Annotated in this window: 13 protein-coding genes; 5 read left to right on the top strand and 8 right to left on the bottom strand. The window is 38.9% G+C overall.

Annotated features, from left to right (window positions below):
- Positions 1-383: 383 nt before the first annotated feature.
- Positions 384-1,574, bottom strand: coding sequence for a 2-isopropylmalate synthase (locus tag ACHFIY_RS00705; protein WP_410844114.1), 1,191 nt, complete (start codon positions 1,572-1,574; stop codon positions 384-386).
- Positions 1,575-1,902: 328 nt separating this feature from the next.
- On the opposite strand from ACHFIY_RS00705, the gene ACHFIY_RS00700 reads away from it, so the two are divergent.
- Complete coding sequence (locus tag ACHFIY_RS00700; RefSeq protein ID WP_410844113.1) at positions 1,903-3,471, top strand: hypothetical protein; 1,569 nt, start codon at positions 1,903-1,905, stop codon at positions 3,469-3,471.
- Positions 3,472-4,084: 613 nt separating this feature from the next.
- On the top strand, positions 4,085-5,176 hold the full coding sequence (locus tag ACHFIY_RS00695) for an acyltransferase family protein (RefSeq protein ID WP_410844112.1): 1,092 nt from the start codon (positions 4,085-4,087) through the stop codon (positions 5,174-5,176).
- Between the two features lie 506 nt (positions 5,177-5,682).
- Here the strand turns inward: ACHFIY_RS00695 and ACHFIY_RS00690 are convergent.
- The 4 genes from ACHFIY_RS00690 to ACHFIY_RS00675 all read right to left on the bottom strand — a co-directional run bounded on the left by ACHFIY_RS00690 (position 5,683) and on the right by ACHFIY_RS00675 (position 7,481).
- The gene (locus tag ACHFIY_RS00690) at positions 5,683-5,811 is read right to left on the bottom strand and encodes a 30S ribosomal protein THX (RefSeq protein ID WP_410844111.1); all 129 of its coding nucleotides are present in this window, start codon (positions 5,809-5,811) and stop codon (positions 5,683-5,685) included.
- Positions 5,812-5,902: 91 nt separating this feature from the next.
- Complete coding sequence (locus ACHFIY_RS00685) at positions 5,903-6,172, bottom strand: HU family DNA-binding protein (protein WP_410844110.1); 270 nt, start codon at positions 6,170-6,172, stop codon at positions 5,903-5,905.
- A 162-nt stretch (positions 6,173-6,334) separates the two neighbouring features.
- Positions 6,335-6,640, bottom strand: coding sequence for a DUF4286 family protein (locus tag ACHFIY_RS00680; RefSeq protein ID WP_410844109.1), 306 nt, complete (start codon positions 6,638-6,640; stop codon positions 6,335-6,337).
- Positions 6,641-6,710: 70 nt separating this feature from the next.
- Entirely contained in the window at positions 6,711-7,481 is a 771-nt protein-coding gene (locus ACHFIY_RS00675; protein WP_410844108.1) for an exodeoxyribonuclease III, read from the bottom strand.
- 1,227 nt (positions 7,482-8,708) lie between these two features.
- Here ACHFIY_RS00675 and ACHFIY_RS00670 point away from each other — a divergent pair.
- Positions 8,709-9,860, top strand: a complete 1,152-nt coding sequence (locus tag ACHFIY_RS00670; protein WP_410844107.1) for an acyltransferase family protein — start codon at positions 8,709-8,711, stop codon at positions 9,858-9,860.
- A gap of 9 nt (positions 9,861-9,869) precedes the next feature.
- Here ACHFIY_RS00670 and ACHFIY_RS00665 read toward each other — a convergent pair whose 3' ends face one another.
- Together ACHFIY_RS00665 and ACHFIY_RS00660 are read right to left on the bottom strand one after the other, a co-directional pair.
- Positions 9,870-10,106: a DUF2442 domain-containing protein gene (locus tag ACHFIY_RS00665; RefSeq protein ID WP_410844106.1), complete on the bottom strand. Its 237-nt coding sequence runs from the start codon at positions 10,104-10,106 to the stop codon at positions 9,870-9,872.
- A 94-nt stretch (positions 10,107-10,200) separates the two neighbouring features.
- Complete coding sequence (locus tag ACHFIY_RS00660) at positions 10,201-10,305, bottom strand: DUF4160 domain-containing protein (protein WP_410844247.1); 105 nt, start codon at positions 10,303-10,305, stop codon at positions 10,201-10,203.
- A gap of 851 nt (positions 10,306-11,156) precedes the next feature.
- Between ACHFIY_RS00660 and bshA the strand changes: the two genes are divergently transcribed.
- Complete coding sequence (gene bshA / locus ACHFIY_RS00655; RefSeq protein WP_410844105.1) at positions 11,157-12,296, top strand: N-acetyl-alpha-D-glucosaminyl L-malate synthase BshA; 1,140 nt, start codon at positions 11,157-11,159, stop codon at positions 12,294-12,296.
- Between the two features lie 446 nt (positions 12,297-12,742).
- Here bshA and gldB read toward each other — a convergent pair whose 3' ends face one another.
- Positions 12,743-13,765: a gliding motility lipoprotein GldB gene (gene gldB, locus ACHFIY_RS00650; protein WP_410844104.1), complete on the bottom strand. Its 1,023-nt coding sequence runs from the start codon at positions 13,763-13,765 to the stop codon at positions 12,743-12,745.
- Positions 13,766-14,009: 244 nt separating this feature from the next.
- Between gldB and ACHFIY_RS00645 the strand changes: the two genes are divergently transcribed.
- Entirely contained in the window at positions 14,010-16,883 is a 2,874-nt protein-coding gene (locus ACHFIY_RS00645; RefSeq protein ID WP_410844103.1) for a PAS domain-containing sensor histidine kinase, read from the top strand.
- Positions 16,884-16,967 lie beyond the last annotated feature (84 nt).

The raw sequence follows: 16,967 nt of genomic DNA, 5'->3' as shown, positions 1-16,967 counted from the left end.
AACCCAAAGGTGAATAAACATTTCCCCTTGCCACATCCCTTAAACGGGGGTAAAAGAGACAAGGAAAATGGGTATGCCACTTTGAATTATCTATTAGTGCCAAAATGGGTCAATTTGTTATGTAAATCAATGGCTGGAAATACATTTATTTTAAAAAACTTATCAGAACCAAACATTTATAGTAACTATTTGTGTCTAAATGCTCCCTATATTAGTATATTTCCCATACACCTATACACTAATGGGTTACAGTTTACCGAATACGGCTTACGGACTTTTATTACTTAGGCAACAAATTTCCTCATTTTAGACCTAGCAGTTTTTTACCTGACAGGTCTTGTAGACAACTACTTACTACTTATTACTTACGACTTACCACTAGTTTATGCATGCATTGCCATTGCGCCTTTATCTTCCTTTACTTGTAGTTCGGAAGGAATCATGGCATGTAGATCATTATCCATTACTTCTTTCTTACTATCTGCTACTTGCAGGAATATTTGGTATAGTACATCAATTTCATCCCTATTGAACTGATAGCCAAGCTTATGCAACCTAAATGCCAAAGCACTACGGCCGCTGCGGGCAGTCAATACAATCTTAGAGAGGTCTGCACCTACTTCCAATGGGTCAATTATTTCGTAAGTAGTCGCTTCTTTTAAGAAACCATCCTGGTGTATGCCACTTGAATGCGAGAAGGCATTGGCACCCACAATTGCCTTGTTGGGCTGCGTAGGCACACGCATCACTTCGCTTACCTGACGGCTTAGTGGCCATAGCAGTTTCGCATCAACATTGGTATATAAACCTAATTCTTTATGTTGTTTAAGCACCATCACCACTTCTTCCAGCGAGGTATTGCCAGCCCGTTCACCAAGGCCGTTGATGGTACATTCTATTTGCCTGGCACCATTCATTACCCCGGCAATAGAATTGGCGGTAGCCAAACCCAAATCATTGTGGCAATGGCATGAAATAATGGCTTTATCAATATTAGTTACATTGTTCTTTAAAAAAGCAATGATTTCGCCATATTGACCTGGCAAGCAATAGCCTGTGGTATCTGGTATGTTTACCACGGTAGCACCTGCTGTAATTACTTTTTCTATTAATTGTGCAAGGAATCGCATATCTGCACGGCCAGCATCTTCTGCGTAAAACTCTACATCGTCTACAAAGTTCTTCGCCAATTTCACCGCACGGATGGCACGGTCTATAATGTCTTCCCTCGTTGTGTTGAATTTGTATTTGATGTGTATGTCAGATGCACCTATTCCTGTATGGATACGGGGCTTTTTGGCGTATTTAAGTGCCTCAGCAGCTACTTCAATATCTTTTTGCACCGCACGGGTAAGGCCACAAACAGTAGCATTCTTAATGATCTTGGAAATTTCGTTTACACTTTCAAAATCACCGGGTGAAGAAATAGGAAAGCCTGCTTCAATAATATCAACCCCCAATGCTTCTAAAGACAATGCCAGTTCAATCTTTTCCTTAGTGTTTAATTTGCAACCCGGCACCTGCTCACCATCCCTTAGTGTAGTATCGAAAATATAAATCTTATTGTGTGGCATCTATGTTTTAATTATGAGTTATGAATTATGAGTTATGAATCCCCCCTTTGCTTCCTTTAAGTGAAACGCTTGCCTTTCTTTTATTCCTCCTCCTCTTTGTGCTTCATTGCGTTAATCCCTCTGCGAGCTTTGCGGTTAAATGCGTCTTTATAAGGCAGCACCCCATTTCTACACTTTAACAACTTACAATTTGGAACAAACCATATACAAACTTACTTTGCTTTCTTTTATTCCCTGCACTAAAATTGAAGGGTTTTTACGTTATATAAAGTATGTATATTTGGCTAAAAGCCAATAGCAGAAAGGGTTTCAACTTAATTTTATTACAATGCCTAATAGAAGTACAGATAATTTGTTCCAGTTGGTAAAATCGATGCAAAAAGGCGAAAAACGTAATTTTAAGCTATATGTACAGCGAAATGCTGCCGATGATAATTTAAAAATCATCCAATTATTTGATGCGTTGGAGAAAATGCATGAATATGACGAGGTGGGTTTGCTAAAAAAAATACCCAGTCTTTCCAAAGCGCAACTATCCAATACGAAAGCACATTTATACAAGCAAATACTGAGTAGCCTCCGTTTGCTAAAAGACGATGATAATATTGACATACAACTCCATGAGCAGATGGATTTTGCCAAGATATTGTACAACAAAGGCCTGTACTTTCAAAGCCTGAAAATACTGGACAAGATAAAAGAATTGGCCAAGGCCACCAACCAGGCTACATTCCAATTGCAGGCGGTTATTTTTGAGAAAAAGATTGAAACACTCCACATTACGCATAGTATAGGCAACCGGGCCGAGGCTTTAAGCCACGAAAGCGACTCACTGAATAGCCACCTGCATTTAGTGGGCAAATTATCTAACCTTGCGTTGCAATTGTATGGCTGGTACATAGAACATGGCCATGCCAGGGACAAGAAGGACGTACACGCCATGAAGGCCTTTTTTGAAACCAACCTGCCCCCCTACCGACTGCAGGAAATGGGTTTTTATGAGAAGCTATACCTATACCAGTCATACTGCTGGTACGGTTTTATTTTACAAGATTTGCTAATGTATTACCGCTACACAAAAAAATGGGTAGCCCTGTTTGAAGATGTGCCACAAATGCAACTCATTGAGCCGGGCCAGTATATCCGTGGGTTACACAATTTGTTAAGTGCGCATTTCAATTTATCGAACTATGACAAATTTGCCATAGACCTACAGAAATTTGAATCCTTTGCAGAATCACCTGCCGCCACCAACACCCAAAATGCAGCCATACAAACCTTTGTGTATTTACATATTGCTAAAATAAACAAGCATTTCCTGGAAGGTACATTTACAGAAGGATTAGAATTGGTGCCTTATATAGAGGAACAATTGGCTGCTTATGAACTGCATTTGGACAAGCATAGGGTACTTATTTTCTATTATAAAATTGCTTGCTTGTACTTTGGCAGTGGCGACAATGAAAAAACCATTGACTACCTGAACAAGATAATTAATTTGAAAGTAAGCCTGCGTACAGACCTGCAATGCTATGCCCGTCTATTGCACCTGATAGCCCATTATGAACTGGGCAATTATGACTTGTTGGAATACCTGATAAAGTCCGTTTACCGTTTCATGGCAAAGATGAACAACCTGAGTATTGTGGAGGAAGAGGTGTTTAAGTTTATCCGCAAATCGTTTTCCTTATCGCCTCAAAAACTCACCCCTGCCTTTAAGAGCCTGAAAGACAAACTGGAACGCCTCGAAGCTAACCCACTGGAAAGCCGTTCTTTTATGTACCTGGACATTATCGGCTGGCTGGAAAGCAAAATAATCAATGTGCCTGTACAGGAAATAAGGCACAGGCGTTTTTTGGAAGGGAGGAAGCATGTGCAGGGGCAGAAGGTGAGGTAGGATGGGAATTACAAATAACATAGAAGAAATAAAAGTAGACTTTGAATTATAAGGTTTAGAAATTGATACTAATCTTTGGGAAGAATTTATAGCTGGTGAAGATTACGAAGCATTTATAGTAAAACGAAAAAAGATATAAATTTGTAACATGACAACAATAGAAAAATGTTATTCAATTCTATTATATTGATTTTTTTAAGTAGGTAGCTTGCTGGTTGTATATCTAATAACCTTGTAGCATGGGATAATGCTAACTATTTTACTAATTGTGGCGACATGCAAAATGCAAATCTGGAGACTTGCCGAACATCAGAAATTGACAAGAAATTGATAAGGAAGATAATGACAAAATAATTGGAATATTGCATTAACAACAGCAGATATAGATTCTACTAACATCTGTCTTCGCAATATGCCTGGCTTAATGGAACAAACTCCTCTTTTAGCCCTTTTTTAACTTTTGTCCCAGCTTGATACTATAGATTAGGTAACAGGTTATATATTTGAACTTTAGCGTAGGCATTAAGATTTTGTCATCGGCTTAATCAGGGCTAGCTTTAGCCACCTGGCATATACCTGCCCGTTGGTGATAAGCAAAAAATCAGGATATATTATGGGTTTACTTAGATTTCTCTTGGCAATAACAGTTGTACTTGCTCATTCAAGTTCAATCTTTGGATTTAGTTTTGTGGGCGGACCAACTGCAGTTCAAGCCTTCTATATAATTTCTGGATTTTATATGGCTTTAATCCTTAATGAAAAATATGTAGGAATAAATAATTCTTATAAGTTATTCATATCAAATAGATTCCTGCGGATATATCCAATTTACTGGCTAATTCTTTTTTTGACCATTGTTTATTCTGTGGCTATGGCTATCCACTCTCATGGAAAATACTTTGGAAATTTTAATATTTATGCAGATTATTCCAGAAACATGAGTGTTGGGAGTCTTTGTTTTTTGGGGTTTACCAATTTGTTTCTCTTTTTGCAGGATATTGTTATGTTTTTAGGGTTAGATTTAAGAACCGGGCATTTGTTTTTTACTGCAAATTTTAGGGAAACAGATCCGATGCTTTATAGATTTTTATTTATACCCCAGGCGTGGACTATCGGAGTTGAAATAACTTTTTATTTAATTGCTCCATTTATTGCAAGGAAAAAACTCGAAATTATTATTCTCCTAATTATGCTTTCTTTAAGCTTACGGTTAGTATTATACTACCAATTGGGCTTGAAAAATGATCCATGGACTTATCGTTTTTTTCCAACAGAGTTAGTGTTCTTTCTGTTGGGTATTGTTTCTTATCACGGGTACAAAAAATTATGCAACTTGGAAATAAATAATATTTATTTGAAATTGATATGGTTTGGTATTGTAGGATTTACAATATTTTACGATTTTTTACCGATACCAGCTAAAAATTATTTATACTTAATAGCATTTTTTATCTCCATACCTTTTGTTTTTATATTAACAAAACGCTGGAAAAAAGATTCATACATCGGCGAGTTATCCTATCCGATATATATATCGCATATGTTTGTATTGACTATTATAAGCGGCATCAAATTTCCTATTATTTTTGGCGGAATAGGCTTAAGTTTAACTTTAATGACTATAGTCTTCGCTACAATATTAAATGAATGGGTTGCTAAAAAAATTGAGAAAATAAGACAGAAGAGAATAATGACTCACAGCTAATATTGAGAAGAATCAACACAAGACCCTCAAACGCCCCCTCACCTTCAGGTTTTTAACAGGACTTTTCGGCCATTCCTTATTGACTAGCTTGGTGATAAGATATATTAAAAAAATTAGTAGTTTCTAGGTATTTTTCTTCACTTAGGGTATTGGTTCAATAGAAGGTTTGGCATAATAGGGGCATGGCGGAATAATCTTCGTATTTTTCTTTGGTATTTTGTTTTTGCCCCAGCTAGCGCTATATTTTTCTGTTCAATATGTTAACATACCACGCTGTTTGACATGTTATCGCAACGGATGTCAAACGGCAGAAAGAATGGATTTACGAATCCTGCTTAACAGGGCCATATCGAACAGTAACTAAAGCTCTTTCAAGCAAATTATTTTCTAAAATCACCATTAAGCAAACAGTATTAACCCAACGAGTGCTTCAAATTGACCAAAAATAAAAAAGCCTGCAACCATTATGTTGCAGGCTTTTGTGAGAATGCTTTTTAGCTATAAGACTAAGATGCTTTTTCTTCTACTACTGTTGCTGTTGCTACCGTTGCTTTCTTTGCATTCGCAGGGCGGCTTTTGCCAAATGACCCTTTAAAACGTTTGCCTTTTGCTGTTTTTTTGTCGCCTCTACCCATGATTATTTATTGTTTTTGTAAATGTGAAATGTAAAAATAAAAAAACTTACTTAAACAGCTACTTTATTTATTTGCAACACGGATATTTTAATTAAATGCTGGCACTTAATTCTTTACCTGCTTTAAATTTAGCTACTTTTTTGGCTTTTATTTTAATGGCTTCCCCTGTTTGCGGGTTGCGGCCAGTGCGTGCAGCTCGTGCTGACACCGAGAATGTTCCAAAATCTACCAAAGTTACTTTATCTCCTTTTTTCAAGGCTTTTGTAACAGCCGCTGTAAAAGAATCTAATGCAGCATTAGCCTCTGTTTTAGTAATACCTGCATCCTCCGATATTTGTGCTATTAAATCCGCCTTATTCATAACGCTATGTTTTTTTAATATTTAGGTAACAAACAATTTTCTTTTCTTTTAGTTGATCGAAATCAATTTTAAATAAAGATATTATTTTTTGTAAAAATACGATACAACGCCAATAAAAAAACTTTTTTAATAATTATTCCTATTCGGTATAAAAAAAAATAATTATGCCACAATTTCCATTAAACTCCTAAAACCAATTGTTTTATCACCCCAACTTTTAGAAGCATCTTGCCGTAATGCGGGTGCGTATAGTTCAATGTATCTATTGTACAAAGCCTTGCTATTTGCATAAAACTGCACGGCATAAGTAACCCCTTCTTTTTCGTCTGTTTCTAAAATGCGCACAAACTGGTATTTTGTAAAGCAGCCTTTCCCCATAATATCGGGTATATGTTTTTCCTGCATCCATGCTACCCATGCTTCGTGTATGGTATGTGCAACATGCGTGGTTACGTTGTAAATAAACATTGAATATTATTTTATAATTCTTAAACCAGCTAAAAGCTGGCATCTACTTAAAACCAGCTAAAGCTGGCATCTATTCACTTACTTCCAAATAAATGGGGCAGTGGTCGCTATGTTTTACATCGGGGTAAATAGCTGCATCCACAATAGCTTCTTGTAAACTGTCGGTAACACTAATATAATCTATCCGCCATCCCTTGTTTTGTTGCCTTACTGTAGGGAAACGTTGGCTCCACCAGCTATAACTATCTTTTTTATCAGGGTTTACATGCCTGAATGTGTCTATCCAGCCGTGTTGGTGAAACTTACTTAGCCAAGCCCTTTCTTCCAGCAAAAAGCCAGAGGAGTTTTTGTTGCCCTTAGGGTCGTGTATATCTATGGGGTGGTGGGCAATATTGTAGTCGCCTGTTACAATAATATTTAGCCTAGTGGCTCGCAAGTTTTGCAGGTAATCTAAAAACTCGTCTAGCCACTGGTATTTATAGGTTTGCCTTTCCTCGCCGCTGGTGCCACTTGGGAAGTAGGCATTCACAAGGGTAATGTTGCCAAAATCTGCTCGTATTACCCTGCCTTCAAAGTCGCTTTGCTCTATGCTACTGCCACAAACAATCAGGTCTGCCCTTATCTTGGTAAAAATAGCCACGCCGCTATAACCCTTTTTTTGGGCAGAAAACCAATAGGTTTCATAGCCCAATGCCTCTATTGCTTTATAGTCTGCATCTTCCTTTGTGGCTTTTGTTTCCTGCAGGCAGATAATGTCTGCCGGGTCGGTTTTCAGCCAATCAATAAAGCCTTTCTTGATGGCAGCCCGTATTCCATTGACATTGTAAGATATAATACGCATAGGGATTTTATTTAATCGAAAAAAAACAATGAGTAAAATTAGGTATGTTTTAACTGCCACAAATAATTGGGCTAATTCTTTTTTTGAGGTGCTGGTGAGTGCCAACCTAGCATTGCCTACTACCTTGATGGGGTGTAAAGCTCAAACTTTTATGCCCCATTTTAAGAGCGTTGCCCGCTTGGTTTGGCTGTTTTTTGTCACCCTGAATTTAATTTTTAGACCTTCGTAAACGTAACTCATTGAAATACAGTGGTATGTGTTTTTAAGTTTGAGTGTTTTGTGAGTGAAAAGTGAGTGTTTTTTGAGTGATTTGTGAGTGATTTGTGAGTGATTTTCGCGGAAAAGTGAGTGTTTTTTGAGTGTTTTTGAGTAAGGATATAGTTCATAATAATGTTTTTTTGCATGTTAAAAATGAGCCCCACAGGGCATTGTACCAAGGCTATGGCGGCGGCAGGGATTTAACCAACGAAACCAAGAGCCATATATTACAAAGTTAGGATTGATTTAGGATCTGTACAAAAGGACAATCCTATATGGGGGAAATATGCCACCATGAGTGCCCCAAAATGCCCCCATGATGGGGGAAAAGCAGAATTGCAATGAAAAATATGTACTCTACCAGGACATCAATTAAATAATTAACCCTTGAGCAATTAAAAAAGAAAAGTTACTACTCACCACATCGAATATGTTTTTTTAGCCACTAAGGCACAAAAACACGAAGAGGCACGAAGAAAAAAGAAGTTTAAAAGGCATTGATAATATAATTTTTTTTCTTTTTTCTTTTCTACTTCTTCTCTTAAAACTTTGTGCCTCTTTGTGTCTTCGTGGCAGATTAAACAAACTTGCACCTGAGTAGTAACAAAGAAAATTTAACCACAAGGTTCACAAAAGATTTATACAAAGCGCACTTGGTAAAATAAGCTATATTAATGTAGCTGTTCGTTATAATTAAAGGACACAAGGATATTCACCATCCCTGCAATTTTATTGGGATTATGCAATATTTTGTACCCTTTATATGCTTTGTCGTCTTGTTACCCTAGTGTTTCTTATTCCTTGTAGACCTTGTGGTAAAAAAATTATATGCCCATAGCATTTTACGTTTTACCCATGCGTTTTATCCCTTAACTTCATTTTAATAAAAAGCAGGTTGAAGCACTTTTACAAACCTCAATATTTAATTCAAACTATAAAATTCAACATTTAAAATATTTCAAGAGGGCTATGAAACAGCGTTATTATTCTTTAGATGTGTTCAGGGGGGCTACGGTAGCCCTGATGATCCTGGTAAACAACCCCGGCAACTGGGATTATATATTCTCGCCGCTTGACCATGCCCCATGGCATGGCTGTACGCCTACAGACTTGGTATTCCCTTTCTTTTTGTTTGCCGTGGGCAATGCGCTTGCTTTTGTAATGCCCCGTTTTGAACAAGCAGGGGCAGCCTCTACTTTAAAAAAAGTAGGCAAACGCACGCTGCTTATTTTTTTGATTGGGCTATTCCTAAACTGGTGCCCCTTTGTGAAATGGAGCAACGATGCCTTAGTTGCAAAGCCTTGGGAAATGGTGCGCATAATGGGCGTGCTGCAACGCATTGCCATTTGTTATTTTTCTGCTTCGCTTATCGTTTATTTTTTCAAGTTGCGTGGGGCGTTTGTGGTGGGGTGTAGTATCCTATTGTTGTATTGGATGGCCTGTTTTTGGTTTGGCAACCCCGGTGATCCCTATAGCCTAAATGGCTATTTTGGTACTGCCATAGATATAAAAATACTTGACGTGGGGCATATATACAAAGGCGAGGGCGTGCCTTTTGACCCCGAAGGGCTTGCAAGCCTGCCAGCTGCCATTGTGCAGGTGCTATTTGGCTATTTTGTTGGGCATTATATACAAGCAAAGGGAAAAACCTACGAAATGCTATCGCAGCTTTTTGTTGCTGGTGTGCTATTGGTTTTTGCAGGCTATTGCTGGGATTATGTGTACCCCATTACCAAAAAAACCTGGACAAGCAGCTATACGGTTTATACCACTGGGCTTGCCACGCTAACGCTTGCTTTGATGATTTACTTGATTGAATTTAAAGATAACCGTGGTGCATGGAGCCGCTTTTTTAATGTGTTTGGCAAAAACCCATTGTTCATTTTTGTATTGAGTGGCTTTTTGCCCCGTGTGCTGGCATTAGCCCGCTGGGTTGACCATTTGGACGAGACAGGGAAAAAGGTATATACCACCCCATTCAACTGGTTTTACCTGCATGTTTGTAAAAACATTGCTACCGATTTGCGTATAGGCTCTTTGTTCTATGCCTTGTGCATGATTGCATTTTACTGGCTAGTGGGTTTTGTGCTGGACAAAAAGAAGGTTTATGTGAAGGTGTAGACGTGGAAGTTATATGGGTTCTGATTCTAAATACAGCGTATCTAGGTCAAAATCCACCATTTCGTCCCAAATAACCGTATTGTTCCAAACCCTTGCCTTTTTACAAAAGGTTTCGTTCTGCAATACCTTATATACAGGATAATGGAGGTATGGCAACAAATTGAATTGTTTTATGGTGTTGTTGCTAAAAGATAAGTTTAATTTATAGGGGCTTTGATATTCCACTTTTATTACTCTGGGGTTCATGCTTTTATTATTTTAAAGGGTCAATCGAAAAAATGGGTTGTCCATTTATTGCCAAATCCCAATCAGCTATCAAGCTTTCATGATGTATTGCTATCTATGCCAACACTAACTTGTGTTTATTTGAAGGCAGTGAACCTTCCAATAAAATCCCATCAGGTATTTGGTAAATAGCCTCGTCGCCGGCATATTTTATATGAATATGGGGTGCATTTCAAAATTTCGCTTTTTTGTTGTTTTCAATTTGGCAGAAGTACGAAATATTTATTCCTGTAATAAGTCAATCCCTGCTGTTTGCTGCCAGCAAGCATCCTATATGGGGGAATTTTGGGATGCTCATGGGGGCATATTTCCCCCATATAGGATTTTTATTTTGGGCTATATACTTATGTATCCGACTTTTACATTAAAGGAGCAACTAAGGGCATCTTGGCCTTGCCTCCTGCATCGGATATTAGTTGTCTTGGGAAAATGATAATCCACCATCAAAATCTTATTGGTTTCTTATCAATAAATTATCATTCTACTATAATAAAACTATCATTCCATTATCAATAAATTATCATAAAATTCACTTAAATTATAATAAAAAATGAGGCCAAAAAAAACATAAACAACTGAATATCAATGAGTTAAAGGCAAAAAAGGGAAATAGCAAAAAAAATAAACCACCGAAAAACAAAAAATAACCCAGTTTAAGTATTCGCTTAAGCCTTCGCATTCCCCCTCCTTTGTTCTTGCTCGCTTTCCCTTGTTCTTGCCCTACACTCCCTTTGGAGAGGGTTCGGGTGAGGTCGGGATTTAGGTTGGGGCTTTCACAATCAAATAGTAAAGTCTCTTCAAAAAAAGGCCCATAAAAAGCGAAGATTTGAAATGCACCCGTTCAATATCTATCTTTTCAGCTTTAGTTGTAGCCCCTATGGCTTGCGAATTAAGGATAATCTGTATTGAAGATTAGAATTGTTATTAAAATTGCATGTCTTAGTTGGTATGCAGTTGTTTTTTTTGAGGCTGTCCATTAGCTAGTTGTACATTTTTAACCACCACCACATCATGCGAATAGGAATTGTTTGTTACCCTACATTTGGCGGAAGCGGCGTATTGGCCACGGAACTAGGCAAAGCTTTAGCAGACAAAGGCCACAAAGTGCATTTTATTACTTACCAGCAGCCTGTAAGGCTAAATGTATTCAACACCAATATATTTTACCACGAAGTGCGTGTGCCTACTTACCCTTTGTTCGACTATCCCCCTTATGAGATAGCATTGGCAAGCACCATGGTAGACGTGATTATGAACTATGACCTAGACCTGCTGCATGTGCATTACGCCATACCCCATGCCTCGGCTGCCTATATGGCCAAGCAAATTGTAAAGCAAAAAACGGGCAGGGTGGTGCCAGTGATTACTACCCTTCACGGTACCGATATAACGCTGGTGGGCAAAGACAAAACTTACGAACCCGTGGTTACTTTTTCCATCAACGAAAGTGATGCCATCACCGCCGTGTCTGAAAACCTGCGGGAAGAAACCTTTAAGAATTTTGCCATTACCAAGCCCATAGAAGTAATTACCAATTTTGTTGATATCAGCCGTTTCAACAAAAAGCCGATTGATGCGTTTAAAAAAGTAATTGCCCCCAACGGGGAAAAAATAGTGGTGCACGCCAGCAATTTTAGGAAGGTAAAGCGGGTGGAGGATGTGATAAAGGTATTTTACGAGATACAAAAGCAAATACGTGCCAAGCTGTTGATGGTGGGCGACGGGCCGGAAAGGCCTGCCATGGAGGAGCTGGCAAGGGAACTAGGCATAACCGATGAAATACGGTTTGTGGGCAAGCAGGAGCAAATGGAAGAAATACTTGCCGTGAGCGATTTGTTTTTACTGCCTAGCGAATACGAAAGTTTTGGGCTTGCTGCACTGGAAGCGATGGCAGCAGGCAACATCGTGATAAGCACTAATGCAGGCGGCCTGCCTGAGATAAATATACACGGGGTTACGGGCTACATGGCCAACGTGGGCGATGTGGAAGCCATGAGCCAGTTTGCAATATCCATCCTAGAAGATGAAGCAGGTTTGGAAAGGATGAAAGCAGCAGCTTTTAAACAAGCAGAGGCTTTTGATATTAGCAACATTATACCGCTGTATGAAACTATTTACAAAAGGTATTGCAGGATGGATCCTTGCGTGTAAATGAAAAAAGATAATTGCGTTTTTTAGAGCAAGGTTTATAGTTTAGGCTTACTGCATGAGCATTTAAACTTCGCCAAAAAAAATCATTTGCTTAGCTTAGGGTCGATTATAAAAGTAATACATTTATAATAACATTACAAGCATTTTACTTTGCGTAAAACCTTTGCCATTCTTTGCGTTTAACCCGGATTTTGCAGTTGAAATCTATTGCAAGCCCCAACTACTTCAAAGACAAGCATTTGCTTTGTTTTTTGGCCTTGCCATAGTACACTATGTTTTCGACGAAAAATTCGGCTCAAATACTTGTCTTTATTGCATTTGAGCCTCTCATAACGAAGTCAACTGCAAAATCCGGGTTTAATGGCTTAGTATGCTTTACTTTGGAAAATTACATTTGGGAAAGTTATTTTGACAACGTTACTTAGTGCCTTAGTGGTGAAAAAAAACTACCGTGGTTTGTACTTTGCCTCTTCAAATATCTTTTTGGCTGGGGTTTGTATCAGTTGCTGCAAGGTGGCTTTGTCGTTTTTCTCCATCCATTTTTTTACTATTTGCCAGCCTACAAACTGCCCAATATTCCCGGGCGAGGCTTCGCCTAGCTCTGCCGTGTTGGGGCCATCGTTTACAAAAGGGCTAACAAGGCTAGGTTCTGATTGATAAAGCAAATTGCTCTCTATTATAAAAGCCCATATCTCTTTTTCGTTGGCAAAAGCAAAGTCTAGTTGTTTTTGGGTATAACCTGTTTTTAAACTGTCTGGGGTATAAGGCAGAAAAGCGTCTAGCACATATAGCCTTTTGCCTTCTTCTATCATTTGGTCTATCAGTTGTCCTTCCTTTTTGGTGGGGGCTAGGCTGGCAAACAAATCGTCCACAATGTTTTTCATGCTGTTTACGGGGATATAAGCAGCATCGAACCTGCGGGAAACATAACTTGGGTACATGGCCTGCACTTCATCCGATTGGTAAACTGGGAAATCTTTGCCAAGGTACAATTGCAGCCCTATGGCAATGGTATTGTTTGGCATAATAATGCCAGCATAGCTGTTGAATGGCCCAATGAATGTAACCAGTTTGTTTGGCAAGGCATATTTTGGGAAATAGTAATGCACAAATTGAAGCCCTTTTTTTATTTCTGCCTCCTGCAGCGAAAAACTGGTATATGGCTGCACAGATGCTTTGTAGATGGGCAAATATGTATTTAAAAACAATTTAGCATTGGCAGGGATGCTATCTGGCTGTGGGGCAATGCCCAGGATATTGAAAAAGAAATCTTGTGAAAAACCCTGGTACTTACTGAACAATGCTTGCAGGCCTACATCCATCCTAGTAGTGTCTAAAGAAAAAAAGTCTTTTTCAAAGCGGATGGTTTTTAGGCTCACTTCTACTTGCGAAACATCGGGTATGTTTTTTTTGTGTGAGCAACCCATCAATACAATAGCAAGCAAAAGCCAGCCAGCAATTTTAATCATAAAATTATTTTACTTTATACACTAGTTTACAAAGTAAAGTGCTGGCAATTGTAAAAAACAAAAATTATGATATTTGAAACAAATGCGAATACCTTTTATCCAGTAATACTATGCTTTAAGCAAGGTAAATTATGCACTTAAAAAAACATAACAGATAATTTTGAAATGTCCTTATTTTTACATAAAATAAATTTCTATTTAAGTTTAATCCTTTTAAAGGGTTAATTTACCCAAATGTGCTGCCATGAATATGCAAGATACTGCCGATAATATTGGCAATATAAGCAACGATACTACAAACGCAGGAACTGAGATGGCATATACCATTGATGAATATTTTTTGAAAACGGCTACCAACGAACAATTGCGGGAGTATATAACGGTGTTGCAACAAAGTAATGTGCAACTACAAAAGCAGAGCGACGCTTTTGAAGCAGAAAAAGCATTGCTGGAAGTGGAACGGAAAAAAGACAAGCATACCATAGCGTTCATGGAAGAAACCAAGATCATGAACCGGGTAGGTGGCTGGGAGTTGGACCTGATCCACCACCAGCTTTATTGGTCGCCCGTTACCAAGTCCATACACGAAGTGGCACCAAATTTTGAACCCGATTTGGAAACTGCTATTTGCTTTTATAAAGAAGGCAAAAACAGGGATATTATTAGGCAGTTGCTAAAAGATGGGGAAGAAAATGGAACAAGCTGGGATGTGGAATTGCAAATAGTAACCGGCAATTGCAACGAAATATGGGTAAGGTCTATTGGCAAAAGCAATTGGGATGGTGAAAAATGCACGCGGTTATATGGCACTTTCCAGGATATTGAAGAACAAAAGCAGCAGAAAATAAAACTACGGGCTAGCGAAGCCAAGTACGGATCTATAGCAAGCAATGCCATGTATGGCATTATGGTAGCCAATGAAGCCAATCAATTGACAGAAGTAAACAAGGCAGCATTGGATATGTTTGGCTACACGGAAGCTGAGTTTATAGCGTTGCCACTAAAAGTTTTTTTTGATGTTACAGATCCTGGCTTCAGGGCAGCAGGGCTGGAAATAGCAAAAGAAGGCAAGGCTAGCGGAACCGTTACGGGCATCACGAAAAATGGAGCACGGTTCCCTTGCGATTTTTGCTCCAACCTGTTCACCTACGAAGACGGTACAAGCGGCTATACCATAATGGTGGCAGATGTTACTGAAAGCAAAAAAAAGGAAAGGATTATTACGGAAGAAAGGCTGTTGCTAAGGACTTTAATAGACAACCTCCCCGCAAATATTTATGTAAAAGACCTGCTTTCAAAGAAAAAGATTGCCAATAAAGTAGAATATGAATTTTGTGGGGCTGCTACCGAGGCAGAAGTGCTGGGCAAAGACGACTATGCCTATTTCCCAGCAGAAATTGCAAAAAGGAATATAGAAGAAGACCAGTCTGTTATTGCTACTGGCATTGCCATTATTAACAAAGAAAGTTTTTTTACAAGTGCTTCTGGAAAGAAAAAATGGCTGGCAAAATCTAAGATGCCCCTTTTGGATGCCCTTGGCAAAATAGTGGGCTTGATAGGTATAAGCTACGATATAACAGACAGGAAAGAAGCCGAGCATGCAATTATTGAGGAAAGGATACTGCTAAGGACTTTGATAGACAACCTGCCGATGAACGTGTATGTAAAAGATATGCAGTCTAGGAAAACGTTGGTAAACCGTGCTGAATACGAATACATGGGCGCCAAAAGCGAAGAGGAAGTACTGGGTAAAGATGACACCGATTTGTACCCTACGGAATCCTCGCGTATTTCATTGGCCGAGGACCGGGAAGTTTTTGCAACCGGGGTGCCTATTATTGGGAAAGAAACCACCAATACCCGCCACGATGGCAGCACAACTTGGTTTTTGAGTTCTAAAATACCATTGAAAAATGCAGGTGGCGAAATAATAGGGCTGCTAGGGCTTAGTTATAATATTACCAACCGCAAAAAAACAGAAGCCCAGCTATTGGAAAGCCGGGAAATAATGCAGCAATCGCTCAACGAGTTGTCGTACCAGCGTTTTGCAATAGACCAGCACGCAGTAGTGGCTGTAACAGATACAAAAGGCACTATTGTGTATGCAAATGATAAATTTGCACAAATAAGCAAATACACCAAGGAAGAGTTGATGGGGCAAAACCACCGTATCCTAAAATCTGGCCATCATCCTAAGACGTTTTATGAGGATATGTACCGCACCATTGCTAGTGGAAAAGTGTGGAAGGGCGAGTTTTGCAACCGTGCCAAGGATGGCAGCATTTACTGGGTTGATTCTACAATTGTACCATTTATCGATAAAATAACAGGCAAAGTAATAAGCTATATATCTATCCGTACCGATATTACTGACAGGAAGAACCATGAAATGGCTTTGCAGCACCTTAGCGACCAGAACAAAAAGAAAACAGATGAGCTGGCTATTATCAACAAGGAACTTGAACAGTTTGCCTACATCACCTCTCATGACCTGCAGGAACCATTGCGCATGGTGAGTAGTTTCCTGCAATTGCTAGAAAAGAAATACCACAACCAATTAGACGAAAAAGGGCGGCAATACATCCATTTTGCCGTGGATGGGGCTACACGCATGAAGCGGTTGATCATGGACCTGCTGGAATATTCTAGGGCAGGCACGGTAAAAGAAGTATTTGTAAAAGTAAATACCCAGCAAGTGGTTGAGGACTTAAAACAGGATTTTGGAAGTATGATTTCTGAAAAAAATGGCCACATAATAGCAGGGTCCTTACCAGTAATCAATGGCAGCCTCACGCAGCTTCGCCAATTATTCCAAAACTTGGTGGGCAATGCCCTGAAATATCAAAAACCAGACAATGCACCTACTATAAGTATAGCAGCTGAAGAAAGTAACACACATTGGACTTTTTCTGTAAAAGATAATGGGATAGGGATAGAGCCTGCATTTTTCAACAAAATATTTGTCATTTTCCAGCGGCTGCACAACAGAGACGAATACTCTGGCACTGGCATAGGCCTAGCTATCTGCAAAAAAATTGTAGAAAACCACCATGGTGCCATCTGGGTAGAATCGGTAATGGGGGAGGGGAGTTGTTTTTACTTTACTATACCTAAGTGAAAAATATTCCACAAAAAATATAAGATAACCCATTAAATCTTTGTAATATTGAATAAAGCTATTAACTGCTTTGGGTATCTTCGT

The sequence above is a fragment of the Parasediminibacterium schistidii genome, from assembly GCF_046546515.1.
Lineage (GTDB): Bacteria > Bacteroidota > Bacteroidia > Chitinophagales > Chitinophagaceae > Parasediminibacterium.
Note: the sequence above shows the minus strand (reverse complement) of the source record. Positions and strands in the feature narration are given on the sequence as shown.